This window comes from Paenalcaligenes niemegkensis, from assembly GCF_022230885.1.
Lineage (GTDB): Bacteria > Pseudomonadota > Gammaproteobacteria > Burkholderiales > Burkholderiaceae_B > Paenalcaligenes > Paenalcaligenes niemegkensis.
This window is the reverse complement of the sequence record NZ_JAKGCT010000004.1, coordinates 2,344,228-2,371,143: the sequence shown is the minus strand read 5'-3', so window position 1 is coordinate 2,371,143 and position 26,916 is coordinate 2,344,228. Positions and strand designations below refer to the sequence as shown.

Genomic DNA, 26,916 nt, shown 5'->3' with positions numbered 1-26,916 from the left:
GCTGAACCTTTGTCCTCCGCTTTTCGTGCGCTGTCATACGACTACACCACCGACAAGGGCGCGGCGGTGACTCAACAGACTACGCCCGCACCAACGACCCGTTCGCCCGCATCGGCAAGGAGTCGGTGACGGTGCAGATCACCAGCGTGGTCCGCGCCAGCGAACGTCATTCAACGTGCGCTGGACGGAACGCCGCTACGCCAATGGCGCGGCCGCCGGACTGAGCGGTGGACCGCCGTGGTGTCCATCGTCCTGCAACCCCCGCGCAGCGAAGAGCGCCTGCGCCGCAACCCGCTGGGCATCTACGTCAATGGTCTGGCGTGGAGCCGTGAACTGGATTCATCTGAAGGAGTAAAGCCATGAATGTGGATTTCCGTAAATACGGCTTGCCGCTGATCTTGTTTGCCTTGTCGGGCTGCGCCACACAAGGCAAGCCGCCGCCCGCCATCTCGCTGGATGAGCCCGTGCAGGCACAGGCGCTGCCCGACCCGCCCACGCCCATTGAGGTGGTGGTGGTTCCTGAACCTTGCCTTTGCCCGCGCAGTTGAAGCCACTGCCGGGTATGGAGGATGTGAAACCCACGCCAGAACCGGCTGATGAAAGGGTGCGGGTGTCGCGAGCCAATCAGGAAGCGCGCATCGCACCAACCCGCGAGGGTTACATTAATGCGATCCAGGTCTGGCCGTACACCGATGGCGCGCTGTACCAAGTCTATGCCAGCCCTGGCCGCGTGACGCTGGTGTCCTTGCAGCCCGGCGAGGAGTTGGTGACGGTCGCCGCTGGCGATACGGTGCGCTGGATCGTGGCCGACACGTCCAGCGGCAGCGGTGCCGATCTGCGTGTCAATGTGCTGGTGAAACCCATCCGCTCTGGGCTCAAGACCAATCTGGTTATCACCACCAGCCGCCGGACGTACCTGATTGAGCTGACCTCGACGGAGAAGGCCTGGATGGCGTCGGTTTCGTGGGACTACCCAAAAGACCGCATGCTGGCCTTGCAGCGCCAAGCGCAGGCCGCGCAGGCAATCGCGCCGGTCGATACAGGCCTGTCGCTGGAGAGTATTCGCTTCCGCTACGCGATCAGCGGCAGCAATCCACCCTGGAAACCGGTGCGCGCCTTCGATGATGGCGAGAAGGTCTATATCCAGTTTCCGAGTGGTATCGCCCAAGGTGAGCTGCCTCCGCTGTTTGTGATCGGTGCGCAGGGCGATGGCCAACTGGTGAATTATCGCTTTCGCTCGCCGTACTACATCGTGGATCGGCTATTCGGCGCGGCTGAACTGCGCCTGGGGGCCGACAAGGGTGACGTGGTGCGCATCGAACGCACCGATGGCATAGCGCGGAGGAACTAACCATGAGCCAGGACAATCCCGCTGATGTTTCGGTGCCGGGCGTGCCATCTAAGGCGGCCCCGGACACTGTGGCGCTGCGCGCTCAGCCACGCTCAGTTACCCGCCTGAACCGGCGCATGCTCGCCGCACTTTGCGGCGGCTTGGCGGTCGCAGTACTGGGCGCACTGATGTGGTCGTTGCAACCGCAGCGGCGTGGGGCCAACGGATCGACCGAGCTTTACAACGTGGATCACGTCTCACGCTCCGAAGGGCTCGACCAGCTTCCCGCCGATTATTCCAAGCTGCAGCCGACCTTGCCGTCCAGTGTGCCTGAACTGGGTCCGCCGCTGCCGGGCGACTTGGGGCCGGCCATCGTGAGGTCGCAGCAGCCGGCGGTGGCTGGCTACGCGCCATCCGGCCACGACCCGGCCGAGGCGGAACGCTTGGCCCGCCTGAAGGAAGCTGAGGAAGCGGCGGCTTCGTCGGTGTTCTTCCGCACGGGTACGCAGCAGGCCGCGCCGGTGGCACAGTCGCAGGTCGAGTCCGCGTCGGGCTTTGCTGCCAATGCGGCCTTCGATCCATTGGCGGCTGGTCCGGCCTCGACGGCAGCCGAGCCTGTCGATCCGACTGCTGTGCAGAACCGGCAAGACCAGAAGGAAGCCTTCCTGGCTAGCGGCTCTACGCAAATCCATAACTCTGGCAACCTGCAAATACCAGCCTCACCGTACCAGGTTATGGCCGGGACGGTGATTGCCGGAGCGTTGGTGACGGGCATCAAATCCGACCTGCCGGGCGACGTGATCGCCACGGTAACGGAGCCGGTTTATGACACCGCGACTGGCAAATTCCTGCTGATTCCGCAGGGCTCGCGCATTCTGGGCAAGTACAACAGCCAAGTGAGCTACGGCCAGAGCCGGGTGCAGGTGATGTGGAGCCGCATCATCCTGCCCGACACGTCCTCGCTGACGCTCGATAACCTGGTGGGCACCGATGCCGCCGGCTATGCCGGCCAGGAAGATGGTGTCGATTGGCATTGGGATCGCATCTTTGCCGGTGCCATCATGACCACCTTGCTAGGTGTTGGCGCCGAGTTGGCCGCGCCGGAAAACCGCCAGGGCGGTGATCGCGTCATCATTGCCGGGCGCGACAGTGCGCAGGACAGCATCAATCAGGTCGGGCAGGAGATGACCCGGCGCAACCTCAACATCCAGCCCACGCTTACGAGCCGCCCCGGCTTGCCAGTACGCATCATTGTTGCCAAGGACCTGGTGCTCCGACCCTATCAACCACTATTTTTTAATAGGGGGACTTCACGATGAGCACAACACGCAAGCTGCGGTTGGGGCCGCTGCCCAAGATTGAGACAGTGAAGCTGACATTCGCATGCCCGGCCAGCCTGAAGGCTGACCTTGACCGCTACGCCGCGCTGCACGCGCAGATTTACGGCGGGGCGGTCGATGCCACGACGCTTATCCCGCATATGCTGGAGGCGTTCATCGCTGGTGATCGAGGATTCAGAAAAGGAGGCGCGGGTAAGGCCGCGCCACCAAAACCAAGTTGATGATGCACAGCAGCCACGCTGACCATCCCCGGAACGCGCAGGGCGCATTAGCATTTAAATGATGTCGAACGCAATGGCTTTCAGCATATGAAGAGATGCTAGCTATCAGGTCTCTGGTAACCCCATCTTTAAGCGGTAATGGTCGGGATGGCCCGCTGCTTGAAAAAGGGTCTCTAGTTTTGCGAGGTAATAGTTAATGTCGAACTGGCCCCAGTCGATGTGGGCAATGTTCGTCTCGTCCCGGTGAGACCCTCGATTCAAGAAGCGTTCCAAGGGCCGGAAGGTTCCATCCTCCGCTGACAATTGCTGCAGGATGTCTTCAAACTGTTTGGTGTTGCCGGTGAAGGCAAAGAAGTTCTCTAAAATGCACCTCATGGTGTTGGGCACCACTTGGATGCGCATCAGTCCTTCCTTGGCGTCCTGCATTACCTGCCAGAGAGCGTCATAGTCGTTGGCAAAATCGCGGGCGTCCATCGGTACCACTCTGCTGTGTTCGCCTTTAACCACGCGTATTAACTGGCATTTGTCACCGGCCTTTGCCAACTTGCTCCCGGCAATCTGATAGACCAGTTCGTGTAGGAAGAAGAGGTTGTGGGTTAGAACAATGACCTGCCGCACTTTCTGGCCACCTGGCGGCTTGATGAGCTCGTGGCAGATGATCGATGCAATGTCGTAAACGAAATTGTGGGACAGGCTGGAGATCGGGTCATCGATGACCACTACAGTTTTGCTGATATCTACGGCCGTCCCTTGTTCCTTGGAACCTTTCAGGAGTTCGATGAAATAGAGGAAGGAAATCAGGGTTTTCTCTCCCTCGCTCAGTGATTGGGCGCTGCTCTCGCCGTGGGCAGGGCGCTCCAAGCAATACAAGCTGCCTTCGCCGGGCTTGCGGGCAATGGAAAACGAGTCAATGCCCAGCCCTTTCAACCGTTCGTTAATGGTCGCCACCGATGCGTCCACGCCTTCCTGCTTCTTGCGCAATTCAGAGAGAGTGCCGACATAGTCGGCTTCCTGAGTTCGAGCTTCGCGATCCGTAGTTTGCGCCGCCGTCAATTGTTGGTTGAGCGGAGCAATGCGGGCGTCGTGGGCCCGATAGGTGTCGATGCGGTCGCGGCACATGTTCTTCCAGAACGCTTCCCGAATCGCGCTGCGCTCGGCTACCTTGTTCTGGATGCGCTGATTGAACGAGCCAATGCGGGTGTTGAGCGTCGATAGCGCGTCCTTCATGGGCTGCATGTCGTTCGGGGTAATCTCCATCGGTTCGGACGGCGTGGCCTTTTTCAGCCGCATGGTGGCCAGGTTCGCCTTCAAGAGGGCATGCGCAGTGTCCCATGCCGCTTTCAGGTCCGTCTCTTTGGACAAGGGTTCGGCCAGCGCTCCATCCACTGCCGCCTCTAGTGTGTGGATGGCCAATTCATAAGCGGTGATTTGCGCGTCAATGAGGTTGATTTTCTCTTGGCGATCTCCATCCAGCAGTTTGGCCAATTCGTCCAGGAGATCGTGGGGCAGCCCTTGCTGGCAGAACGGACATTGGTCGTCGTGCACGAAAGCGCGGCCCTTGCTCACCCAATCTCCGCTGCCCAATTTTTCCACTAAGGGGCAAGGCGGCTCTCGCCAGACACCTCCACTCGTTCCTGCCAGATAGTATCCTCTTCGATGGTCAGGAACATATCCAGCCCCAACTGGTGGGTGCCTTTCGACATTTCATCGCCGGAGATATCGGTCAGGCGCTTGGCCAAGTTGTCCAGGTTGTCTAGCGCCTCATCGTTCGGTGTTTCAAATTTACGTAGGTCATCAAAGTACTTCTGGACGCCGCGACCGTATCCGGTAAGGAAACTATCGAATGTGCCTTTGTCGTGAGCCTTGTAGACAGTCCAGACTTCTTCTTTGGCGTCGTTCAGCGCCGTTGCCAACTCGTTGTTGATGCGAGTGATTTCCCGCTGCGCGGTCTCACGCACGCCCCGGGTCTCTTGAAGCAATCGCTCGTGCTCTTCGATCTGCTGCTGCGTCTCGGTATCTAGTTTGCCGATGGTAAAGATGCCGGGCATGCCTTCGGCCTCACTGATCATCGAATGTACGAAGTGGTGGTTGTAGACCACATAGCGGAAGGGCCCGCCCTGGGTCGTCTCCACACGGCACGCATGGAACTTGGCATCGTCGATGCTGCGCCCGTGGATCACTTCACCAATAGCAGTCTTTCCGGCTCCGTTGAGGCCATAGAAAAACACCGGTTTTTGTGTCGCAGTCTCAAGCGAGATAGTGACGGGAGATATTGGGTGAAAGCTCTTGTAGCCCTGAATGACGATGTTCTTGATCATGCCTATACCCTTCCTTTAGAGACATTGATGGCAATGACGCTCATCATGCATAGCCGAGTCGCATGTGGAACGTTTTTCCTACCCGCGCCTTGGCATTGCGGGCTAGTAACAGCATTTCTAACTGGCCAGAACTGGCTCTTTGTTCAATGTGTTGGTAATCAAGGCCGATAGCTGCACAGTTGCCAAGCAAAGGCGTCATGTCCACTCCTGGCTAATTTTTGTTGTGAACATAAACGAAAAAGGGTGCTCTTGCGCTGTACAGCTCACCAGAATTGGAACCATGGCTTCTTTCGACTCTTATTTGCTGGTCTATTGGCTGAACTATCGCTCTGCATCGCACGAAAGTTCTCCGTGTCTGGCTGGAAAGGGCGTAATTGCTTGGCCATATCAGGCGTCCTCCTCTTCTTCGCCTCAAGCCAGCCATGGCAAAGACGGCCGATCACCTCAGTGAGTGCGGTTTCAAAGTCGCGCGTCACATCGGATAAACCAGTCTTTGCATGCACCATTTCATGAATCAAAGTTCCAACTGTTGTGGGTAAAGACTGGAGTTGATTTCGCCAGATCACAATCGAGGCCGTGGCGGAATCCCAGCAGCCTAGGGTTTGGCTGCCGCTTATCAAGTCTGGGCGCATCGTGTTCGAGATCCGGACAGACTTCACGTTGCTAGGCAGTCCGCCGTACATATCAATGATTAGCGGTATGGCATTGAACACTTCCCGCTCCTTCGTGCTGAGAGTCTCCGGTTCCACAAAATTGAATGAAAAGCTGTCGTTATATGTCTCGGTAAAACGCGCGAGATCCAACATAGGGTTGCCATCAATGTCTACCGTGTCGGCAATCTTCGCTCGAAGGTTCTCTGGAATCGTGAGAATGGTCGTTCCGCTTTCCCGGGCCTGATCCATCAAATCAGGGAAATTCATTGCCTCTTCTGCAGTCACCATCATGACCTTACCCTGGGCATTCAAGATACGTACGGCATGCTCCTGTACATCGACCCAAGCCAGCTCATCATGCATCGTTCCTTCTTGGAAGCGCGAAATGTCATCGGACAGCCTGTGGGCTACGTCACTGTTGGAGGAGGCGAGAAGGATTTTCTTAACACTGTCCGCGTAGGCTGTACGGCCCACATGCGAACGCTCTCGATTGATCGCCTTTTTCATTGCCGCGTTCAGTAGGGTGATGTTGTACGAGAACAGAAAATTGTTCTCTTCGGCCACCTTGACGCCGTTGATATAAATCGCGCCAGGACCCGCACGACGACTGATAATTTGTCCAAACCGCGTAGTATCGAGCAAACACTCACCCGAAAATATTAGAAACAGCGACTTGGCTGCCTCCATCTCCCGATCGTCCACACCTTCAAGCTCAAACTCAGTGCCGACGAACGAGGGGTCCTCCGGATCTTCTATCACTGCATGGAGTGTGTGAATATCTCCGAACCCGTGCTTGGCTGACTTGATCGTTTGGATCGTGCCAAAGCGCGACCGGATTCTTGCTCTAACATTGTGACGTTCAAATGTAGCCAAAGCATCTTTCAATCCAATGCCAAACCGGCCGATAACGCGGGGACTTGCAAGTTTCTCTTGATTTTCGTTTTGCGTAAGGTGGGTGTAACGAATGCCGCGCCCATAATCCCTGATGATCCAGATGGCACCCCGCTTCTCGACAAGCACAGGAGAAGTGTCAGTCAGAATTTGCTCATCGAGCGCGTTAGCGATTACTTCGCGAATCCCATGCTGGACTTCCCAGTTTTCCAGGATCTGTTCGATATTGAGATCGAAACTCTTATTACCCATTTTGGCATCCTCAGACCTGACTGTGCAACGTACGTGACCAATTTGTGATCCTGCGGCCCGCACGGGAACGGTAACATAATTATTTTTGATTTTACTAAATATTACCTAATTGTTCGTGAGTCGCCAATCCCTTATGAAAGCGCTGCTGGGCGCACAGCGATGGCAGTTTATGGCGAACGTAAGCGAGAGTCGTCGAGCTTATCAGTCAGTTTATATTGAGCTGTCTTGCACTCCGATAATCTCTGAATAGAGCCGGCATTTTTGCGGGGTTTCGTTGGGATTGCGGGTTGCGTGATTCTTGTTTATGAGAGCCTCCTGTCAGAGAGCTTTCTACTTGTATGGGATATCGAACGATCATGGAAAAACCTTCAATCAATGTCCCTGACCGGCACCAACTCTATGAGGAAGTCTGGGCAACACCAATCTCGCGCCTTTGCAAACAGTATGGTTTAACCAGTTACGGCCTGCGCAAGCTATGTGTACAGCTCCAGGTGCCGCTGCCGAGACAGGGGCACTGGGAACGGATTGCCGCAGGACATCATGCCGAGCGTCCTGACTTGCCGGTTGAGATTATTCCTTCACCTGGTAAATCACCCAGTGCGTCGAATCGACGCACGAAACGCGTTGTGAAGGCTGAGATTGTCCAGGAGATGGATGCTCCTGCCCCGAGTGCGTTGCCCAATCTGCCCAAATTACCGAAACGATTGCATCCGGTTGTTGAGACGTTATGGCAGCTTTTGAAGGGGCCGTTTGATGAGGCAATCATTTCCAGAAAGCGGTTCGATTGGGAGCAGCGGCATCCAGGTCGAGACTATCCAGATCGAGGAGCGTTTTACCTTCCCTGGCAATCGTTCTGCGATCGAGGCCAGATTCTGGCTGATACCCATCGGAAGTTTGCCTTTCGTGTATCTCTTCCCAGTTGCGAACGGGCATTAAAGTTGCTTGATGTGGTTTGTCGAGAGGCGGAAGGCAAAGGATATAGACCTAGCATGACTGAAGGAAACGCACGTATTCAGCTTGAAATGGATGGAGCATATGTGTACTTACGTCTTACCGAAAAACGGGAAGCTGGAACGCGTAAGAAGATAAACAGTTGGAACAATAGTGTTTCACACGTTAAAACCCTCACGCCAACTGGGCTCCTTACCATGGGGATCGGACAGCTAGGATGGGGTGAAACAACCATCGGCGATCAAAGCGACGAACTACTGGAACAACAGCTTGATGCGATATTCAAGATCGTAGCCTCGCGATATGAGCGATCTGTTAAAGAGGCTGCGAAGAGAAAGCAGCGAGATATCGATTTCGCTGGGGCTGAAGCCCGGAGATTGGAGCATGAGCAATTACAGAGAGAAGCTCGACAGCGAGCAGAACAAGAGCTTGCTAAGCGAAATGCACTTATCCGCGAAGCGGAGGATTGGAAACGTTCCTGCGAGATTCGTAGCTATTTGAGCGTGCTGGATAGTAGGATGATCGAAGGCGGCGTTACTGCCTCAGACTACGCCACTTGGCGGAGCTGGGCTACTGGCGTGGCTGACGATCTGGATCCCAGCGAGAAGCGGGTTGCGTCCCCAGAGGCCCCGCCTGACCAGGAGAAGGGCGATTCGGTTTGATTGAAGGGAGTTCGTAGGCATAAAAAAGGCCGTCTCTGCGCAAACAGAGACGGCCTCCGAAATTGGTGCCCGGGGCCGGAATCGAACCGGCACGCCTTGCGGCGGGGGATTTTCTTACCACTTCGGTTTTCACCGCCGACGCTTCCGAAGAAGCGGCGTTCGTGGTCTGGAGCACGCCTTCACCATAGCATTGCGTGTTAACGCTTTGCTTTAGGTGCCCGCCGTCTGCTCTCTACACCTTCCGAGGAACCTTTCGGCTCCAGGGCTTGGCTCGGTATTAGCTCGGACTTGCGTCCAGGGCCTTCGCCGAGTTTGACGGGCTTCACCTCTGGGGTTTCCCCGGAGGGCTCAAATTTGGTCTGAGTCCCCTGCGTCTACCAATTTCACCACCCGGGCAAAATTGTGAAGCAGCTTTACTGCACTACCTCGTACTACCTGCTAGGAACCAGTATGAACTAGTCTGGCTCCTATTTGGCCCCTAGAGCAAAAAGCGAGCTTTCTGTTCAAGAGCCGAAATTACCTGCAAATCCTTGTCCCATGCGGCTTGTAGAGCATCAGGCTCAAGTGGTAAATAGGTACAAGTCCCTATTTTTGAGTCCCCCACATCTCGAAAAAGCTAACCTCCCCACTTAGCCATTGAACACCCTCCTCTACCCACCCTCCAAAAACCTAGACCTCAACAACACATTCTCCCTGTGAAATTCCAAATACTTCCGTTGCCCGCTAGAAAATAAGCCCACACTAGGCGGACGCTGCGGATCTAAACCCATTCTCATCAACGACTCATGATGAGCAACAGGCGAGACAATAGTCTGGCCGTTATCATCAAACCCAATAAAACCTTGGTCAAACAAATGATCGATACCAGGCGTCAAAAGCAAGCCATTCTCACCGTCCAGACGCTCTTCGTTAGTCGCATCCCGCCAAGGTTTGCAATGACTCGCGCGCAGATGCTCGGGGGTTATCGGTAACAACAACTCATTAAATTTGACGTCCACACGCCATCCGATGTTGTTCCAACAAGCGCCCATCCCACCCCACCGCAACACTCCCTCACCCCCGTAATATCCCCTATCATTCCCCCTCACCAATCCTCCTACAATAGCTACTCAACTGCCTTCCACTAACGCAGTGAATCCAGGAGCAAGCATGCCGCGCTATATAAAAATCATCTTGTGGGGATGTGTAGGGCTTTTGGTAATCCTGATCTTGGCCGTAGTAATTGCGGCCACCTTCAACTGGAACCACGCCAAGCCGTGGATCAATCGTCAAGCCTCCGAACTCGCCCATCGTCCAGTGGCTATTGAGGGTGATCTGTCAGTGAAGTGGTTGCGCTCCGATGAGCAAAGCGGCTGGCGTGGCTGGGTGCCGTGGCCCGAGATCACGGCTCAGCAGCTAATAGTGGGTAATCCGCCAGAAAGCGCTCTTGAAGGCAATATGGCCGAAATCAAGAACCTGACGGTTGTGGTCAATCCTTGGGCGTTGCTAACTCACACTGTTGACCTCCCCGCTTGGCTGTTGACGAAGCCAATGTTGCTTTGCACCGCGACGCGGAAGGCGCTAATAACTGGACTTTCACTGACGAAGACGAGCAGAATAAGGCCGCGTCAAAATGGCAGTTCAATTTGCAGCAGGTGCAGTTGTCACGGGCCAGAGTGCATGTGGTCGATGTGGCCAGCAAGCTGGATATGAATGCCGAACTGGATACCTTGCAGGAGGTAAACGAGGCCGGTTACGGCGTGGGGTTCAAGGCCAGCGGTAGCTATAATGATGCGGATATCAGTGGCGAAGGCCAGGCGGGCGATATCTTGTCTTTGCAGGCGGGCAGCGATCCGTTTCCACTGCAGGGCAAGGTTAGCGTTGGAGAGACCACTATCGCTATCGAAGGGTCAGTGACCCGGCCTCAACAGTTGGCGGCTCTGGATGTTCAGCTTAGCCTGGCGGGCAATAGCATGGCCGACCTATATCCGCTAATCGGAGTAACCTTGCCCTCCACTCCGCCCTACAGCACTGAAGGCCGGCTTATCGCTGTGCTTGAAGGCGACGATGACAAGTGGCGGTATGAAGATTTCTCGGGCATGGTCGGTGAGAGCGACCTGAGCGGCACGCTGGAATACCAGATGCGCGAGCCACGTGCGCTGCTTAGCGGCGAGGTCGAGTCAAAGCAGCTGCGGTTCAAGGATCTGGGCCCCTTGATTGGAGCCGACACCAGCGATGTCAAAGGCAAAAATGAAGAAGACAAGGTGGAACCGCCCCCAGGGCAGGTTCTGCCCGTTGACCCCATTAGTACCGAGGCCTGGGGAACCATGGATGCCGATGTGAGATTCAAGGGTCTGAAGATCATACGCGGCGAGAACTTGCCGCTGGACAACATCGACGCCCATGTCAAACTGCAAGACCGCGTGCTCTCGCTGACTCCCTTGAATTTTGGCTTTGCTGGCGGAACACTGGGCAACACGATCACCCTGGATGGGAGTGGCGAGGCACTGCAGGCCGACATGAAGACAGCGGCGCGGCACCTCAAACTGAAAGAGCTTTTTCCGGGTGCCGAGAGCATGGACGCCAGTTTCGGCGAACTGCATGGCGATGCAACGCTTAAGGGGCAAGGCAATTCTATTGCAGAGCTTCTGGGTCATGCCAACGGTGAGGCCAGCGCATTGGTCAGCCGTGGCACCGTCAGTCATTTCCTCATGGAAGCAGCCGGCCTTAACGTGGCCAACATGCTGCTGGTCAAGCTGTTTGGTGATGAGCAGGTTGTGCTGAATTGCGTTGCCGCCAATGTCGAGGTTCGGGATGGGCTGACGAAAATCCGTCTTTTCAAGCTGGAAACAGACGATACAACGGTGGATATCACCGGCGACATCAATTTAGGCAGCGAAGAGCTGAATCTTGATGTGTACCCGGAAAACAAGACGCTGCGCATCTTCACTCTACGCTCACCCTTGTATGCAAAGGGTACGTTCAAGGACCCCGACGTAGGAGTACAGACAGGTCCACTAGCAACGCGCGCCGGTGCAGCCGTTGCGCTGGGCGTGGTGGCCACCCCGTTTGCCGCGCTGCTGCCTTTGCTTAATACAGGGACCAACGAAGCCAATCACTGTGAGCCGGTAGTGGGCGACGCGGACAAAAAATCTGCACCTGCTCAGGGTCAGACAGAGCCCAAGCCGGAAGACCCGAGACAAAATTGGCCGTCTATGCAGCCGAGTCCGTAAGGGTTCGAGCATCGACGTCTCAAAAACTCTGCGGTACTGTTACGGATTAGCCGCGTGCTGCTGTCGCTCACGATATTTTCCTATTAATTTGACTGCTATCATTGCCGTTCAGGCTATCCATCCAAAAACTGGTGGGCCTGTCCTCAGCATACAATGATAGCCATCAAAAACCGATATATAGACGGGCTAAAATTCGCGAGCGCGGCATCGCTGCCAACTTGGTGCAGGCCTAAAATAAACATGCTGCTACCTAGTATTGTGAACTCTGCTGCCTTCAGCGGATTCATGTTGATCTGGCTCAGGCGTATTAGCCAGCAGTAAATCATAGAACGCTTGCGCCGCAACCGATAGTGATCTTCCTTTTTTACGTACCAGGAACAGTCGGCGGGCGGGTACTTTACCGGCCAATGGCTTAATGATTAGCCCCGGTCTGTCGAAGTGAAACAGCGTCATGGCTGGTACCAGCGCTATGCCTATACCTGCCTGCACAAGGCCTGTCACCGTGGATAAATGCTCGACTTCCAGCACAGGCGGGGGGCATCCATACCTAGGGCCTGATCAAGATGCTTGCGCACACTACTGTTGCGAGCCATCGCAATCCAGGGCCACTTTAATACCTCACCCAATCTGATGCGCTGATGCGTAGCCAGCGCGTGGTCGTCGCGACAGATAAGAAAAAACTGGTCTGCATGTAAAAACTGGCCTTCCAGGTCTGACATATCGGGTCGTAATGCCGCAACGGCAAAGTCGGCCTCTCCATGTGCCACCAGATCCAGGCAGGGATCTAATAACGCATCGTGCAATTGCAAAGAGATGCCTGGATAGCTTGTTTGAAACTGCGCCATTAGCGGGGGTAGCCAACCCGCGGCAAGCGAAGGCAGAGCGGCGATCTCCACACGCCCGCGCCGTTTGGCGGCATGGTCGTGCAGGTTTTCCAGTGCCAGCTCCATATCTGCGAGCAATCCACGGGCGCTGGATTCCAGAAGTTTGCCTTCGGTGGTGAGTTCTACATGACGCGTACTGCGGTCAAAAAGCCGAACTTTTGCCGTCTGCTCCAGTGATTGAATCAATGCAGAGAAAGCGGGCTGAGATAAGTGGCACCGTTTTGCCGCACGTGTGAAATGACGCTCATCGGCTAGTGCGAGAAATGCTCGTAATTGACGTGCGGAAAGATTCATTTGATTTATGGATTAATTAATCTGATTTTTCTATTTTACTGATTAGTTGACGACGTCTATATTGTTTTTATGAAAGAAGGTATTTGATGTAGTGATACTTTTAAAAATGACTATAAAAAAGGGAGACGCATGAGTAGCACTGTTTGCCGAGTCGGGTGTGCGAGCGGCTTCTCCGGAGACCGAACAGATGGGGCTGCCCCCTTGGTTCGTACACTGATCGCTCAGGGGGCGGCACACTTGTCTTTGAAACACTTGCCGAACGGACATTGGCGCTGGCACAGCTAGAGCTGGAACGTGACCCTGAAGCTGGGTATGAAACCCAGCTTGATGAGCTGATCTCTCCTGTGCTGGCTGACTGTCTACAACATAACATCCCTATTGTGGGTAATTTCGGGGCCGCAAACCCACCTGCAGCGGCACGGCGTATTCTCGAACTGGCCCATCAGCAAGGCTTGCCAGCACCCCGAGTTGCAGTGGTTTTTGGTGATCGGCTAGATACCCCCGAACAGCGCCTTGTTCTTCGGGAACGCTTGGGGATAAAGCTGGATCAGGTAGATGTGGTTAGCGCCAACGCCTACATAGGCGCACTGGATATTGCAGATGCCTTGAACTTCGGCGCTCAAATTGTGGTGACCGGGCGTGTGGCCGACCCCTCCTTGGTACTGGGACCCGCACTGGCTCACCACGGTTGGGCTGTCGATGACTGGACGCAACTGGGGCGAGCAACAGTTGCAGGACATTTACTGGAGTGCGGAGCCCAGGTTACCGGCGGCTATTTTGCAATTCCTGGTTTAAAAGATGTACCCGATTTACATGCGGTGGGTTTGCCCATTGTCGAAATTCAGGCAGATGGAAGCTTCACCGTTTCTAAAGCAGCGGATACGGGCGGCTATGTTAATGCACGGACCGTTAAGGAGCAGTTGCTGTACGAGGTACATGACCCTGCCCGTTACCTGACGCCCGATGTGGTGGCTGACCTGAGTGCAATACATGTGGAAGAGGTCGGCCCGGATCAGGTTGCGGTACATGGTGCCATCGGTCACCAACGTCCGGACGAACTTAAAGTAAATGTGTGCTACCGCGGGGGATGGCTGGCAGAAGCCGAAATTTCATATGCCGGCCTACAAGCTGAAGCCAGGGCGCGTCTGGCTGCAGATATTGTGCGCCGCCGCATAGGCAAGCGGCTTAACTTGCGTATTGATTTGATTGGTGCGGTGAGCATTCTTGGTGATGATGCGGGCTGCCGCTTGGCTAAAGAGCCTGAACAGCAACGCCGTGACATACGCCTGCGTATTGCAGCGGTCCATGCGGAAGAATCCATAGCGAAGTTAGTAACGCGGGAGGTGCTGGCTCTTTATACTTGTGGGCCTGCAGGCGGAGGGGTGTGAGAACCAGTTTACAGCCTCGGTTGCATCTGATGTCTTGCACCATTCCCCGCGCGCTCGTCAAAACAGGTTGGTACTGGATGAAGGGGTTGGAATGAGCGGCTCAGATCTGTGTTTGGATGTTCCCTTGTATCGGCTTGCCCATAGCCGCACCGGTGACAAAGGCGATGTTTCAAGTATTAGCGTAATAGCGTGGGACACAGACTGCTATTTGATTTTGCTGAAAGAGCTTACTGAAGAACGCGTAGCAGCATGGTTTGCCGACCGTAAACCGATGCGTGTTTCACGTTATGAATTACCGGGTCTGCAAGCCTTTAATCTGGTGCTGGAAGGAGTGCTGGATGGTGGCGTGAATCATGCGCTCAACCTTGATACGCACGGTAAAGGTCTGTCGTTTCACTTGCTTGATATGCCAGTGACCGTCCCTAAAGAAATGCTCGATACCCTGCGGGACATCAGGACTACAACCAGCAACGAAGTGAACTAATAGTTTTGATTTCGGAGTAAAAACAGCATGCAACAACCACAATATGGCTGCTTTATCGATGGCAACTGGGGGCCTGCCAGTTCAGGCGCCTATATAGAAGTGCTTGATCCCGCAACCGGGCGTCCCATGGCGGAAATAGCCAGAGGCGTAGAGGCCGATGTGAACGCGGCCGTGGAATCTGCCAGGAAAGCACTGCCGTCGTGGGCTAATAGTCTTCCCGTAGAACGGGCTCGCATACTTGCAGCAATTAGCAGACGGATTCTGCAAGAGCAGGATCGACTGGCGAGGCTCGAGTCGCAGGATACAGGCAAGCCATTACAGCAAGCACAGGCGGATGCGATCGCCGCCGCCCGTTTTTTGAGTACTACGCAGGTATTGCCGACAAGATTCAGGGCGCATCCATTCCCATTGGACCTGAATATTTTGACTTCACCGTTCGTGAGCCTCTGGGGGTAACCGCCCAGATTGTGCCCTGGAATTACCCATTGCAGATTGCCTGCCGTGGGCTTGCCCCTGCTCTGGCGACGGGAAACACAGTGGTTATGAAGCCAGCGGAGCTTGCGTGCCTGAGTGTTCTTGAAATAGGACGAATTTGTCACGAAGAAGGATTGCCTTCTGGCGTATTGAATATAGTCACCGGTCTCGGACATGAAGCGGGCGCAGCACTGGCGTCGCACCCGGACATTAATCTGGTCGTGTTTACCGGTTCTGTACAAACAGGCCGCAATGTCATGCGTGCAGCTGCTGAAAATATCGTACCGGTTCTGCTAGAGCTAGGGGCAAGTCACCGAATATCGTCTTGCCTGATGTGGCTCTGGAAACCGTCGCCCCATTGTTGGTAAAAGCGGCATTTCCCCATGCTGGGCAAACCTGCTCGGCGGGCACTCGGGTACTGGTGCACCGGAGTTTGCATCACAGCCTGGTCGAGCAGCTAAGTACGCTGATCAAGGAATTAAAAGTGGGGCCTGGACTTCAAAGCCCTGATATTGGCGCGCTGGTCAGTCGTGATCAGCAACGCAAAGTACAAGACTATATCGATATAGGTACGCAGGAAGGAGCCACGGCAATACAGGGGGAACGCTACTTGATGGTACCGACCTGGAATCCGGCAGCTTTGTGATGCCAACGTTGCTGGACAAGGTGAGAGTGGACATGCGAGTGCACCAGGAAGAGATCTTTGGTCCTGTATTGAGCATCGTGGCCTTTGATGACGTTAACGAGGCAGCAGAGATCGCCAATGCCACCGAGTACGGGCTGGTTGCTGGCGTCTGGGGTAAGGATGTCAGCGTCACGCATCGACTCGCGCAGCGCATTCAGGCGGGACAAGTCTTCGTGAACTGCTATGGAGCGGGTGGTGGCGTTGAGCTGCCATTTGGGGGATACAGAAAATCAGGGTTCGGCCGTGAAAAAGGCTTGGATGCGCTGCTGTCCTATACCCAGGTCAAAAATATTTGTATCCGTATCGAACCCTAAGCTTAATGCTGTATGTGAAGGTGAACACTGATGGCTAAATCCAGACTTTCTTTTTCATGCCCAACCAAAGTGGTTTTTGGTATTGATGCACATTTACAGCTACCTGCCATCATCACGGAATGGGGGCGTCTCGTGTTTTTCTCGTCGTCGACCCGGCTTTGATTGAAAGTCAGATCGTCAATGCCATCATTGCACGGCTCAATGAGAACACAACACCTTTCGAATGCTTTACAGAAGTAAGCCCTGACCCGGACGATGTAACAGTACGAGCTGCCCTGGATCGCTGTGAGGCACACAAAGCTGAGGTCATTATTGCCGTTGGTGGCGGAAGCACCATCGATCTTGCCAAAGCGGTTGCCCTCCTGATGACGAACGGGGGAAACATCGCCGATTATGAGGGTGTGGATAAGTTTGATATTCGCCCTCTTCCCTTGTTTGCCGTTCCGACCACAGCGGGAACCGGCTCTGAGGTTTCGGGGGCCTGCGTTATTACCGATACCGCCAGAAATGTGAAAATGGCGATTCGCCATGCCAACTACTGCCCTGCGCAGGTTGCCATCCTTGACCCTTTGGCACTTAGCTCAATGCCTGCCCATGTGGCAGCGCATGCGGGGATTGACGCTTTTGTGCATGCTTTTGAATCGTATCTGTCCAAGCTGGCAAACCCCTTTTCCGATGCAGTGAATCTTCATGCCATGAAACTGATTTCGGGCAGTATCCGTCAGTTTGTCGCCAATCGGAATAATACGCAGGCAGCGTTGGACATGCTCTCTGGCTCGTCAATGGCTGCCCTGTCCTTTGGCGTAACCGGCCTGGGTAATGTGCACTGCATGGCACTACCTCTAGGGGCGCTTTTTCATGTTCCACATGGGTTGGCAAATGCAGTTTGCTTGCCTACCGTAGCTGAGTTCAATTTAATTGCCAATCCGGCACGCTATGCGCACGTTGCTGAAATTCTGGGCATTGATGCCCATGGCCAGTCAGAGATTCACCATGCCCGCTGTGCGGTAACAGCCATACGCGACATGTGTAACGACCTTGGCATACCTTCACGCCTGCGCGATATCGGGGTAGAGGAAGATGCCCTTGATGAGCTGGCCAGAATGAGCTATGCCGCTGACTATAACCGCTGGAATCCTCGCCACACTACAGAAGAAGACTTCAGGGGTTTGTTTCGCCAGGCATATTAACTGGCTGACATAACACCGTTTTTTATGTGCGTACATAAAGAAAATAACGCACATGCTTTCAGGAATCCACCTTGGACAGGAGACGAAGATGAAAAAAATGATATTGGCGACGGCTGTCGCGGCAGGCCTTGCCCTGTCGGCCCCCCTGGTTGCGGCAAAGTCCATTGAAATTGCCAGCACCTACCCAAAGGACATGCCTTTTTTGGGTGAAGGGCTTAAGCATTTTGTAAAGACCCTGAGCGAAATCAGTGATGGGGAGCTGACCGGCAGCATTCACGGTGCGGGTGAACTGGTTCCGCCTCTAGAAGTGCTTTCCGCAGTCAGCAGCGGGGCTGTGGATGCCGGCTACGACTGGGTCGGTTATTGGGGTGGCAGCATCCCTGTCGCCAACCTTGCTGGCGCCTTACCGTTTGGCCCCACCCCTGAACTATTGGCTGAGTGGATGTGGGAAGGGGGTGGTATGGAAATCATCCAAAAAGCCTACGATGCCCACAACCTGAAGTTCTTGCCATGCTCATTTACACCGCCTGAGCCAGCTGGCTGGTTTCGCAAGGATATTGAATCCATGGATGACCTGAACGGACTCAGAATGCGTATCGGAGGCCTGGCAGGGCGAGCGCTCAGCAAAGTCGGTGTCACCCCACAGATGATCCCCGGGGGCGAAGTCTACGTATCACTAGATCGGGGGCGTATTGATGCCGCTGAATTCTCTCTCCCTAGCATTGACGAAACAATTCAGCTTCAGAAAGCCGCTCAAAACTATTATTTTCCCGGATGGCACCAACCCTCCAGCGTCAATTCCGTAATCATAAATAAAAAAGTATGGGACGGTTTTAGCGAAGCGCAGCAAAACCAGGTTGTCGCAGCATGTCGCTCAACCGTGTTCTGGTCTTTATCCAACGGCGTTCAGGATCAGATCGATGCCTTGCAGCGCCTGGAAGAGCAAGGGGTGCAAATCAAGCGTCTGCCTGAAGACGTGCTGGTGGGCTTGCGTAAAGCGGCAGACGAAGTGGTTGCAGAAGAGTCAGCCAAAGACGCTATTTTCAAAGAGGCACATGAGTCCATGCAAGTTCACATGGATCGTTCTGACCGCTGGCAAAAACTGCAGCAAATGAATTAAGGAGTTGCCGCAATGCGTCAGCGATCAAGCGCTCGCGCCTTAGCAACATTCGGTGAGGGGCTGATGAAAATCAGCGCCTTGCCGGGCCAGTATGGCGCATGGATTATTCTCACCCTTACCCTAGTCGTGGTATTTACCATCATCGGAGCTCAGCTGGGCTGGAGCCATTTGCTGAGCTGGGAGACATCAATCCCCTTGTTTGGGGATCGTCTTAATATGACTGGCGTTGCAGAGCTCCAATGGCATTTATTTGCTCTTCTGATCATGCTGGCCGGGGCCTATACGATGTCAGTAGATCAGCATATTCGCGTTGATGTCGTTGCCGCACGGTTTTCGGCACGCACCAAGCTGCTCGTAGATATTGTTGGTGATGTATTTCTATTAGTCCCATTTTTCGGACTGTTGCTCTGGTTTTCCATTGATTTCGTCAGCATGTCCTACGGCTTTGCTGAGCAGTCCAATAGCGGCGGACTTATCGACCGTTATCTGGTTAAAGCTGTTTTGCCTTTAGGCAGCCTGCTCATGCTGCTGTGTGCAGTCGGGCGCGCATTGCGTAACGTGGCCTGGTTGATGGATCCCGGAATCGGGGCACAGAGCCTCTCTTGCACACAGGATAATCAGGGAAAGGAAAAACCATGACGTATTTACTGCCATCGCTCATGCTGATTACATTGATCGTCGGCATTTTTTCTGGTTATCCCGTAGCCTTCTTACTGGGCGGTCTCTCTGTTCTTTTCATGTTTCTTGGCGATGTGCCATTGGCCTCATTTTCGCTGGTAACCAATAGGGTATTTGGTTCCGTACTGGAAAACTGGATCTTGGCTGCCATCCCATTATTTGTTTTTATGGGAGTTATGCTCGACAAGTCCAAGATTGCCGATAACTTGTTGCTTGAGCTGGAAAAGCTATTCAGGGGCAGGCCCGGCGGGCTGGGTCTCGCCGTCATCATCATTGGTCTGGTCATGGCTGCCAGCACCGGAATCATCGGGGCATCCGTGGTACTGATGGGAACATTGGCACTGCCGCTGATGCTGAAACGAAACTATGACAAGACGGTGGCAATAGGAACCATATTAGGATCAGGTACGCTAGGTATCTTGCTGCCACCCAGTATTATGCTGGTCGTATTTGGTGACGTAATGCAGGTTCCAGTCGGTGATTTATTTGCCGCCACGCTGGTACCTGGCATGATGTTGGCATCATTTTATGTGCTGTACATCATCTATAACGCTCTCTTTCATCCACATAAAGTGCCTGCCAATGAAGCAGGGGATGCGCCACCAATGAAAGGAGTGTTATTGCGGGTGTTACGAGATCTGGTCGTGCCTGCGCTGCTGATCTCCAGTGTGCTGTTGTCTATTGTGCTAGGTATTGCGACACCCACTGAAGGGGCTGCAATTGGTGCAGGCTTTGCACTGTTGCTGGCTTTGGCCAAACGCAAACTATCCTTATCTACATTGCTCGACAGCTTGCGCTCTACAGCACGCACGACCGGCATGATTCTTTTTCTTGCAATCGGAGCCACCGCCTACAGCTTGATATTCAAACGACTGGGTGGACAGTCGATGATCGAAGATATTGTGGCCTCATTTGGCGTGAGTCCATATATGGTGGTGTTGGGCATTATGGTATTAATTTTTGTTCTGGGTTTCTTCCTGGAATGGATCGAAATATCTTTTCTGGTCTTGCCCCTTTTTGCGCCCGTCGTCGCGGGGCTGGACTTCGGAGACAGTTTTGCCAGCCAGGGCGACGTACTGATATGGTTTGCCGTTCTGGTCGCCGTGAACCTGCAGACTTCTTTTTTAACTCCTCCATTTGGATACGCGGTTTTCTACCTTAAAGGCATCGCTCCGAGCAATATCAGCACCATGGATATTTATAAAGGCGTAGTCCCCATCGTGGGCATGCAACTATTTGGGGTTCTGATTATCGCCCTGTTTCCCGCCATCGTTTTATGGTTACCCAAAGTTCTGTAGATGGGCATCAAACGAGTCAAAAACGACTCAAGACTGCTCAGACGTCAGCATTACTAAGCGCTTGCTGCAATAGAGCCAACCTTTGTTTTTGCACCGCCCACACGGCAGGCATCTAAACAATCACGGCCGGCCGTCACTTCGTGGACTTCAGTTGCTCAAGAATCGCAGGGTTCTCTAGCGCCGACGTATCCTGCGTAATCTCCTTGCCCTCGGCCAGCGAGCGCAGCAGACGTCTCATGATTTTTCCTGAACGTGTCTTGGGCAAATTGTCGCCAAAGCGAATATCTTTGGGTTTGGCAATCGGACCGATTTCTCTCCCAACCCAGCTGCTCAGTTCAGCGGCAATCCTGGCAGCGTCTTCTGCGCCTGGTCTAGGCCCCTTTAACACAACAAACGCACAAATTGCCTCTCCCGTGACCGCATCCGGGCGGCCTACCACCGCGGCTTCGGCTACCAGTGAATTAGCCACCAGGGCAGACTCGATTTCCGTCGAACCCATCCGGTGCCCTGACACATTCAAGACATCATCGACACGACCCGTAATGGTGAAGTAGCCGGTCTCCTTGTCGCGTACACAACCATCGCCAGCCAAGTACAGTTTGCCGCCAAGCGCCTGCGGAAAATAACTCGTCCGGAAGCGCTCGGGGTCGCGCCAAATAGTGCGAGCCAGGGACGGCCATGGGCGCGTGATCACCAGCAAACCGGCTTGTCCATTGGGGACTTCGTGTCCGGCCTCATCCACGACAGCGGCCATGATGCCGGGCAGTGGCAGCATGCACGACCCCGGCACCAAAGGTGTTGTTACAGGTAGCGGCGTGATCATGTGTCCGCCAGTCTCTGTTTGCCAGAAAGTATCGACAATCGGGCAGCGTTCCTTGCCAACATGCTTGTGATACCACCTCCAGGCCTCAGGATTAATCGGCTCGCCAACTGAACCTAGCAGGCGCAGGGAAGACAAGTCATATTGTCTTGGGTGTATTTGCCCGTCTGCTTCAGAGCTTTTGATCAACGAACGTATCGCCGTCGGTGCGGTATAAAAAATACTGACCTTATGGGATTGAATGATGTCCCAAAAGCGGCCTGAATTTGGATAGCTAGGCACACCTTCGTACATGACTTGAGTAGCACCCGCAATCAGCGGGCCGTAAGCGATATAAGTGTGTCCCGTCACCCAGCCTATGTCAGCGGTGCACCAGAACACATCATCCGGCTTAAGGTCGAAGGTCCACCTCATCGTCATCAAGGCCCACAGCAGATACCCGGCCGTGCTGTGCTGCACACCCTTGGGCTTGCCCGTTGACCCTGATGTATACAGCACGAACAGCGGATGCTCAGCACTCACCGGCTCGGCTGGGCAAGAGTCTGGCTGACCGATGGACACTTCATCCATCCAGCGATCACGCCCCGGCGTCCAGGCGATATCGCCACCCGTGCGGCGGTAGACAATGACGTTCTCTACTGTCTGGCTATCCGCTAGCCCGAGAGCCTCGTCTACAATCGCTTTAACTGGCAAAATCCTACCGCCACGCATTTGCTCATCAGCGGTAATCACTACTTTCGCTTCGACATCCACCAACCGCTCGTGCAGCGACTTAGCCGAAAAACCGGCAAAGACCACGGAATGCATTATTCCCAGGCGAGCACACGCTTGCATCGCCACTACGCCTTCAACCGACATGGGCATATAGATCACCGCTCGGTCACCCTTTTTTAATCCAAGTGACTTCAGACCATTGGCGAACCTGCAGACCTGTGCATGTAATTCACGATAGCTGCAATGAGTTACCTCGCCTCGATCAGACTCAAACCGGATGGCGATCTTGTCTGCATTGCCATTAAGCAAGTGACGGTCCAGACAGTTGTACGAAGCATTTAACTTGCCATCCTCAAACCACTTGTAGAACGGAGCGTCGCTTTCGTTCAGAACCTTCGTAAAGGGCTGGGTCCAGTGCAGCAACTGGCGAGCATAGCGCTCCCAAAAACCCTCGTAATCCTCTTCAGCTTCTTTGCAAAACGCATAATAGGCCTCCATGCTGGGTATCGATATCGCGACGTCTGTATCCGAGCCAGGCTGAATCCCCTGCTCTTGATGAGGAGTTGAGTCCATGAGTGAAAAGCTCCGATAATTCAAGGTTGATTGATACCGCTTCAAAGAAACAGCAGCCGACGAGCGCTTTGTCTTATGACGGCTACGTTCTATCCCCTCAGCCCTTGTCGGGCGCGACGGCAATAATGAAGACGGCTCCAAGAATGATCTGCTGCAGATACCCGCTTATCTGAAGCACATTTAACGCATTGGACAGCACAGTAATCGCCAAGGTTCCAATGGCAGCGCTATCAAGCCATCGCTTCCACCAGACCGACTTCCTCACATTGCCGCTGCTACTAAACTACTTCTTTATATTCCTAAAGCGCTACGCCTTACTGCCCAAAAAGTAACAAAATAAAGCTGTAACCAAACTGAGATAAACGCCTTTTACAGTGCTGGCCTTGTATGCTTTTTTGCCGGACGACGAAGAAAAAGGAAGCTACGCATTCAGAATCTTGCAGGATCGGGGCCTGATTGACGGGGATTGACCCCTTTCAAGAGGCTGTGGGTGTATTCAACCTGATCTGCAAATATTCGCAACGTCTGTAGTGAAGCTGGATACGCCTTACTTCGTCACTTCAATAATCTGTTCCCGTAACCATCGATGCACCGGATTGGTATGTGTACGATCGTGCCACATCAGCACCACGTTAATGGGTTCCAGTTCCAGTGGTATTTCGAACAAACGGATAGGCGCGAAGTCGGTAAACCGTTCTGCTATCCGCTCCGGCAGCGTCGCTATTAAATTCGTCTGCGACACCAGAAAAGGAACACCCATAAAAGTGGGCTTGGATAAAGCCACTCTACGCTGATGCCCCTGGCGCTCGATGGCGCCATCAATAATCTCGTTATACATGGTGGCCCCTTCGCCCGGCTCCAGAGCCACATGGTCAAACTGGCAAAATCGGTCCAGATCCAGTGGCTGATCAAAAATCGGATGATCAGCACGGGCCATGCCTACCAGTCTGTCGTTAAACAGGCGTCGTGTCCGCACGTTCTCGGGCGGAGCAGGAAAGTAGGTCAAAGCCATGTCGGCTTCACCGGTACTCATGATTTCACTGAGACGGCGTGGGTTCGGGTTCAATACCCGCAGCGACAGTCCAGGCGCGCGTTCCTCAATAACCTGAATCAGATTGGGAATCACCACAAAATCAATGTAGTCAATCACGATCATTGAAATGGTGTCATTGATACCCAGCGGCTCGAAGGTTCGATGCTCGTTAATCAAGCTATCGATTTCCCCTAGTAACTGCTCTACGCGTAAAGCCAGCTCTTTTGCCCTGGGGGTTGCGACCAGCCCTTTCTGTGACCTGACGAGCAATGGATCATCAAAGATAGTGCGTAATTTGGCCAGCGCCCCGCTCATTGACGATTGGCTGATATCCATACGCTGTGCGGCTCTGGTCACATGACATTCTTTAATTAACGCATCGAACAAGATCAACAGGTTGAGATCGACATCGCGTAATCGCATGGTTCTTTCCTAGGTACAACAGGCTGCCAAAAGCATTCGGTTGTGGGGGTATCGATGAGGTGAATAGTGACTATCGCTGAGGAAAATTGCGATCGCCAACCCCTTTAAGGTTAAATAAATTTGCATAAATACTGCACCGGCCGCTGTCCGATGACGCGCTAACGCGACATGGCATTGCCCTGGCAAGGCAAACACGGCACGGCTTTATAGATACGTAATATTAACAACTAAGCACACTCCAGGAGAGACTTTAATGGGCATCCCATCTATTCGAGTAACACGAGAGGAAATGCGTAAACGCGTCGCACTTTTCAGTGAAGTCAAAGGTTTCGGCGGCGGCCTGCCCGATAGCAATTACCCAAGCGCCGAACGCACTCTGTACAACGTACTGGGTTTTCAGCCTCCTGCCGATAGCAAAGATGCCGTAACCTCCCCGGTTGGCGATCATGCCGCTAAAAATGCGGCCATTAAAATCAGTGAAGGATTCAATCTGGGTTTCTGTGAAGCAAGTCCGGGCAAAGGCCCCATGATGCACAATCACGATACCAACGAAACCTTTATGCCCATCACTGGCCGTTGGCGCTGTTCTTGGGAAGTGGACGATAAGGTCGAGTCTTTCGATCTGGGTCCTTGCGATGTCATCTCATTTCCCGCTGGTGTTGTCCGCCGCTTTGAGAACATCACACACGATGAGCCAGACGCTACACACCGCTTGCTCTTCGTTATTAGCGGTAACGGCCCCAAAGCTGAGTTCTCTGAGGGCGCCATGGCAGAACTAAAAGAACAGGGCTACCTCGATGCAAACTAAGGGTCACAGTGTTTTGCACGACGAACTGGCTCAGCTTGAACAACGCCACCAATGGACTGCCACACAGTGCGATGGCCATGAGTGGGACTATCTGGACACAGGTGGCGATGGAGTACCCGTTCTTTTATTGCCAGGCTCCGTAGGCGATAGCGCCGTATTCGTCAAGACCCTGCTTAGCCTGGGAACGCAGCGTCGCCTTATTGCAATCACCTATCCAGCCTTGGCTGATGCCCATGCTCTGGCTCATGGGCTGGCTCAACTTATGGATACGCTGGATTTAGAGCGTGCTGTGGTGGTGGGTTCCTCATTTGCCGCCTACTGGATTCAGTTCTTTGCGCTGCATTATCCGGAACGTGTCGCCAAACTGGTTTTGGGCAATGGCTTTATCGAAGGCAGCGATTTAGCGGATAATCCTTTATTTGATCGTGAAACCCTCGAAAAAATTGATGCTGAGACGCTTCATGCTGAATGGCGTGAGCGCCTCATACCACTGTCCCACCAACCATTGCAGGGTTACTTGCTCAAGCTGCTTAGCGAGCGCCAAAGCCCGAAAAACCTGCATGCCCGGTTACTGGGGGTGGCACGCGCTGAGCCCTGCCCGCCGCTTTCTTTGACTGATGATCGTATCGTGGTCATTGATTGCCCGGACGACCCGCTCATACCGGCCGTTGCCCAGAAAAAACTTCGGCAACGCTACCCGGGGGCACAGCACGTCAGCTTTGAAAATGGCGGGCACTACCCCCACCTACTCAGTCCCAAGCCATACGAGCGCTTTATTTTAGAGTGCTCCAAATAGAAAAAATGACTCCACCGCGGAGAGAGACAACCATGAAACTACTTAAGCTCGCAGCAGCCACACTACTCGTCACCCTTTCATTTACCACCCAAGCCAAGAACTTCAGCCTGCGCATGGGTGGAGGCCACACCACCGGCCTGACCTACGTCAATACCTATGACACGTTCTTTGCCAAAGAGGTCAGCGAACGCGTCGCCGAACGTACCGAACACAAGGTGCGCTTTATCAAGGCGTGGGGTGGCAGCGTAGCCAAAGTAGACGGAACCATTGAGGCTGTACAAAAAGGCACCCTGGACATTGGCCTCGTGCCTATAGGCTTTGAACAATCACGCGCCGCCTTGCTCAACTACAGCGCTTACCTGCCCTTCACCTCGTCCGATCCTGTGCTGCAGCAAAAAGTCTCTAATCGTATGCTAAAAGAGGTGCCGGCTCTGCAAGACAGCATGGCTCGCTACAACAGCTATGTACTCAGTGCCATGGTCTCCGAAGCCTACGGCGTGGCCTCCACCTTCGACTGGAACGATATCGACACACTTAAGGGGAAACGTATTGCCATGGCTGGCACCAACGCCCCCTCTTCATTCCTATTGAAGCCGTTCCCGTTACTCTGGGTATAGGTGAACATTATCAAGCCCTGCAAACTGGCCTGGTCGAAGGCAGCCTGTTCTATCTGTCTGGTATGGATGCCTTCAAACTGTCGGAACCCAGCAAGTACTTCAACACGACTAGCCTGGGCTCATTGAGCACATTGGTAGCTTTCATGAATCTGGATACGCGCAATAAGCTGCCAGCCGACGTACTGGAGATTATTGACGAAGTCGCGCTGGAAGCCTCGCTGCGAGTCGCCGAACTTAGCAAGCAGCGCGATATCGATATGAAGGCCAAGCTTATAGCGCAAGGCATCAAAGTTAACGATTTACCACTTTCCGAACAGCAACGCTGGGCTGAACAGCTTAGTAACATTCCGGTTACCGCCGCCGCAGAACTGGACGGAAAAGGTTTTCCTGCTACCGACGTATTTAAAACCTACATCCAGTTTTTACAAGAAGAAGGCTACACCTTCCCTATCGATTACACCTCCCTGCTCTAAGGCTTTAGCTCAACAACAAT

Annotated in this window: 20 protein-coding genes and 6 pseudogenes; 17 read left to right on the top strand and 9 right to left on the bottom strand. The window is 53.9% G+C overall.

Going from position 1 to position 26,916, the window contains the following annotated elements; genetic code table 11:
- From trbF to L1889_RS15550, 4 genes and pseudogenes are all read left to right on the top strand, one after another.
- Nucleotides 1-363: pseudogene (gene trbF, locus L1889_RS15565) on the top strand (conjugal transfer protein TrbF); the annotation flags it as partial.
- Nucleotides 360-1,351: pseudogene (gene trbG / locus L1889_RS15560) on the top strand (P-type conjugative transfer protein TrbG). The pseudogenes trbF and trbG, both read left to right, overlap by 4 nt.
- A gap of 2 nt (nucleotides 1,352-1,353) precedes the next feature.
- Nucleotides 1,354-2,649 carry a TraB/TrbI/VirB10 family type IV secretion system protein gene (locus L1889_RS15555; RefSeq protein ID WP_238665850.1) on the top strand — a complete coding sequence of 432 codons (1,296 nt, stop codon included), beginning with the start codon at nucleotides 1,354-1,356 and terminating at the stop codon, nucleotides 2,647-2,649.
- A complete protein-coding gene (locus L1889_RS15550; protein WP_238665849.1) occupies nucleotides 2,646-2,891 on the top strand; it encodes a DUF2274 domain-containing protein in 246 nt (81 codons plus the stop codon). The genes L1889_RS15555 and L1889_RS15550 overlap by 4 nt, the downstream gene beginning before the upstream one ends.
- A 105-nt stretch (nucleotides 2,892-2,996) precedes the next feature.
- Here the strand turns inward: L1889_RS15550 and L1889_RS15545 are convergent, their stop codons facing one another.
- The 4 genes from L1889_RS15545 to L1889_RS15535 form a co-directional block, all read right to left on the bottom strand.
- Complete coding sequence (locus tag L1889_RS15545; protein ID WP_308217659.1) at nucleotides 2,997-4,457, bottom strand: AAA family ATPase; 1,461 nt, start codon at nucleotides 4,455-4,457, stop codon at nucleotides 2,997-2,999.
- Between the two features lie 26 nt (nucleotides 4,458-4,483).
- On the bottom strand, nucleotides 4,484-5,209 hold the full coding sequence (locus L1889_RS18570) for an AAA family ATPase (protein ID WP_257793925.1): 726 nt from the start codon (nucleotides 5,207-5,209) through the stop codon (nucleotides 4,484-4,486).
- Between the two features lie 43 nt (nucleotides 5,210-5,252).
- A complete protein-coding gene (locus L1889_RS15540) occupies nucleotides 5,253-5,408 on the bottom strand; it encodes a hypothetical protein (protein ID WP_238665848.1) in 156 nt (51 codons plus the stop codon).
- Between the two features lie 64 nt (nucleotides 5,409-5,472).
- Entirely contained in the window at nucleotides 5,473-7,005 is a 1,533-nt protein-coding gene (locus L1889_RS15535) for a hypothetical protein (protein ID WP_238665847.1), read from the bottom strand.
- Between the two features lie 356 nt (nucleotides 7,006-7,361).
- Between L1889_RS15535 and L1889_RS15530 the strand changes: the two genes are divergently transcribed.
- Nucleotides 7,362-8,618 (top strand): hypothetical protein, encoded by a 1,257-nt coding sequence (locus L1889_RS15530; protein WP_238665846.1) that lies wholly within the window; start codon nucleotides 7,362-7,364, stop codon nucleotides 8,616-8,618.
- A gap of 650 nt (nucleotides 8,619-9,268) precedes the next feature.
- On the opposite strand, the gene L1889_RS15525 is transcribed toward L1889_RS15530, so the two are convergent.
- Nucleotides 9,269-9,616, bottom strand: a complete 348-nt coding sequence (locus L1889_RS15525; protein ID WP_238665845.1) for an HNH endonuclease — start codon at nucleotides 9,614-9,616, stop codon at nucleotides 9,269-9,271.
- 151 nt (nucleotides 9,617-9,767) lie between these two features.
- Between L1889_RS15525 and L1889_RS15515 the strand changes: the two are divergent.
- Nucleotides 9,768-11,830 (top strand): annotated as a pseudogene (locus L1889_RS15515) (AsmA family protein).
- A gap of 246 nt (nucleotides 11,831-12,076) precedes the next feature.
- On the opposite strand, the pseudogene L1889_RS15510 reads toward L1889_RS15515, so the two are convergent.
- Nucleotides 12,077-13,008, bottom strand: a pseudogene (locus L1889_RS15510) (LysR family transcriptional regulator).
- A gap of 129 nt (nucleotides 13,009-13,137) precedes the next feature.
- On the opposite strand from L1889_RS15510, the pseudogene L1889_RS15505 reads away from it, so the two are divergent.
- From L1889_RS15505 to L1889_RS15475, 7 genes and pseudogenes are all read left to right on the top strand, one after another.
- A pseudogene (locus L1889_RS15505) lies at nucleotides 13,138-14,491 on the top strand (acyclic terpene utilization AtuA family protein).
- Nucleotides 14,488-14,880 (top strand): AtuA-related protein, encoded by a 393-nt coding sequence (locus L1889_RS15500; protein WP_238665843.1) that lies wholly within the window; start codon nucleotides 14,488-14,490, stop codon nucleotides 14,878-14,880. Before L1889_RS15505 ends, L1889_RS15500 begins: the two are co-directional and overlap by 4 nt.
- Before the next feature lie 27 nt (nucleotides 14,881-14,907).
- Nucleotides 14,908-16,353: pseudogene (locus L1889_RS19315) on the top strand (aldehyde dehydrogenase family protein).
- A 119-nt stretch (nucleotides 16,354-16,472) separates the two neighbouring features.
- Nucleotides 16,473-17,543 carry an iron-containing alcohol dehydrogenase gene (locus tag L1889_RS15490; RefSeq protein WP_238665842.1) on the top strand — a complete coding sequence of 357 codons (1,071 nt, stop codon included), beginning with the start codon at nucleotides 16,473-16,475 and terminating at the stop codon, nucleotides 17,541-17,543.
- 88 nt (nucleotides 17,544-17,631) lie between these two features.
- Nucleotides 17,632-18,663 (top strand): TRAP transporter substrate-binding protein, encoded by a 1,032-nt coding sequence (locus L1889_RS15485; RefSeq protein WP_238665841.1) that lies wholly within the window; start codon nucleotides 17,632-17,634, stop codon nucleotides 18,661-18,663.
- Between the two features lie 12 nt (nucleotides 18,664-18,675).
- Nucleotides 18,676-19,302: a TRAP transporter small permease subunit gene (locus L1889_RS15480; RefSeq protein ID WP_238665840.1), complete on the top strand. Its 627-nt coding sequence runs from the start codon at nucleotides 18,676-18,678 to the stop codon at nucleotides 19,300-19,302.
- A complete protein-coding gene (locus L1889_RS15475) occupies nucleotides 19,299-20,639 on the top strand; it encodes a TRAP transporter large permease (protein WP_238665839.1) in 1,341 nt (446 codons plus the stop codon). Before L1889_RS15480 ends, L1889_RS15475 begins: the two co-directional genes overlap by 4 nt.
- Nucleotides 20,640-20,772: 133 nt before the next feature.
- Here the strand turns inward: L1889_RS15475 and acs are convergent, their stop codons facing one another.
- The 3 genes from acs to L1889_RS15460 form a co-directional block, all read right to left on the bottom strand.
- On the bottom strand, nucleotides 20,773-22,746 hold the full coding sequence (gene acs, locus L1889_RS15470) for an acetate--CoA ligase (RefSeq protein ID WP_238665838.1): 1,974 nt from the start codon (nucleotides 22,744-22,746) through the stop codon (nucleotides 20,773-20,775).
- Nucleotides 22,747-22,843: 97 nt separating this feature from the next.
- Entirely contained in the window at nucleotides 22,844-23,011 is a 168-nt protein-coding gene (locus tag L1889_RS15465; RefSeq protein WP_238665837.1) for a hypothetical protein, read from the bottom strand.
- A gap of 282 nt (nucleotides 23,012-23,293) precedes the next feature.
- Nucleotides 23,294-24,202 carry a LysR family transcriptional regulator gene (locus L1889_RS15460; protein ID WP_238665836.1) on the bottom strand — a complete coding sequence of 303 codons (909 nt, stop codon included), beginning with the start codon at nucleotides 24,200-24,202 and terminating at the stop codon, nucleotides 23,294-23,296.
- Between the two features lie 253 nt (nucleotides 24,203-24,455).
- Between L1889_RS15460 and L1889_RS15455 the strand changes: the two genes are divergently transcribed.
- Genes L1889_RS15455 through L1889_RS15440 form a run of 4 tightly spaced genes read left to right on the top strand, consistent with a single transcriptional unit; the run spans nucleotide 24,456 to nucleotide 26,896 of the window.
- Nucleotides 24,456-25,010 (top strand): cupin domain-containing protein, encoded by a 555-nt coding sequence (locus L1889_RS15455; RefSeq protein ID WP_238665835.1) that lies wholly within the window; start codon nucleotides 24,456-24,458, stop codon nucleotides 25,008-25,010.
- Complete coding sequence (locus L1889_RS15450) at nucleotides 25,000-25,806, top strand: alpha/beta fold hydrolase (protein ID WP_238665834.1); 807 nt, start codon at nucleotides 25,000-25,002, stop codon at nucleotides 25,804-25,806. Before L1889_RS15455 ends, L1889_RS15450 begins: the two co-directional genes overlap by 11 nt.
- A gap of 32 nt (nucleotides 25,807-25,838) precedes the next feature.
- Nucleotides 25,839-26,423 (top strand): type 2 periplasmic-binding domain-containing protein, encoded by a 585-nt coding sequence (locus tag L1889_RS15445; protein WP_238665833.1) that lies wholly within the window; start codon nucleotides 25,839-25,841, stop codon nucleotides 26,421-26,423.
- A complete protein-coding gene (locus L1889_RS15440) occupies nucleotides 26,387-26,896 on the top strand; it encodes a type 2 periplasmic-binding domain-containing protein (RefSeq protein WP_308217687.1) in 510 nt (169 codons plus the stop codon). The genes L1889_RS15445 and L1889_RS15440 overlap by 37 nt, the downstream gene beginning before the upstream one ends.
- Nucleotides 26,897-26,916 lie beyond the last annotated feature (20 nt).

Bases quoted from the DNA above. Each gene is read 5' to 3' on its own strand.
- L1889_RS15535 (WP_238665847.1), bottom strand. From the start codon at position 7,005: ATGGGTAATAAGAGTTTCGATCTCAATATCGAACAGATCCTGGAAAAC.
- L1889_RS15475 (WP_238665839.1), top strand. From the start codon at position 19,299: ATGACGTATTTACTGCCATCGCTCATGCTGATTACATTGATCGTCGGC.
- L1889_RS15450 (WP_238665834.1), top strand. From the start codon at position 25,000: ATGCAAACTAAGGGTCACAGTGTTTTGCACGACGAACTGGCTCAGCTT.
- L1889_RS15455 (WP_238665835.1), top strand. From the start codon at position 24,456: ATGGGCATCCCATCTATTCGAGTAACACGAGAGGAAATGCGTAAACGC.
- L1889_RS15460 (WP_238665836.1), bottom strand. From the start codon at position 24,202: ATGCGATTACGCGATGTCGATCTCAACCTGTTGATCTTGTTCGATGCG.
- acs (WP_238665838.1), bottom strand. From the start codon at position 22,746: ATGGACTCAACTCCTCATCAAGAGCAGGGGATTCAGCCTGGCTCGGAT.
- L1889_RS15480 (WP_238665840.1), top strand. From the start codon at position 18,676: ATGCGTCAGCGATCAAGCGCTCGCGCCTTAGCAACATTCGGTGAGGGG.
- L1889_RS15540 (WP_238665848.1), bottom strand. From the start codon at position 5,408: ATGACGCCTTTGCTTGGCAACTGTGCAGCTATCGGCCTTGATTACCAA.
- L1889_RS15445 (WP_238665833.1), top strand. From the start codon at position 25,839: ATGAAACTACTTAAGCTCGCAGCAGCCACACTACTCGTCACCCTTTCA.
- L1889_RS15500 (WP_238665843.1), top strand. From the start codon at position 14,488: ATGAGCGGCTCAGATCTGTGTTTGGATGTTCCCTTGTATCGGCTTGCC.
- L1889_RS15490 (WP_238665842.1), top strand. From the start codon at position 16,473: ATGGGGGCGTCTCGTGTTTTTCTCGTCGTCGACCCGGCTTTGATTGAA.
- L1889_RS18570 (WP_257793925.1), bottom strand. From the start codon at position 5,209: ATGATCAAGAACATCGTCATTCAGGGCTACAAGAGCTTTCACCCAATA.
- L1889_RS15530 (WP_238665846.1), top strand. From the start codon at position 7,362: ATGGAAAAACCTTCAATCAATGTCCCTGACCGGCACCAACTCTATGAG.
- L1889_RS15555 (WP_238665850.1), top strand. From the start codon at position 1,354: ATGAGCCAGGACAATCCCGCTGATGTTTCGGTGCCGGGCGTGCCATCT.
- L1889_RS15550 (WP_238665849.1), top strand. From the start codon at position 2,646: ATGAGCACAACACGCAAGCTGCGGTTGGGGCCGCTGCCCAAGATTGAG.
- L1889_RS15485 (WP_238665841.1), top strand. From the start codon at position 17,632: ATGAAAAAAATGATATTGGCGACGGCTGTCGCGGCAGGCCTTGCCCTG.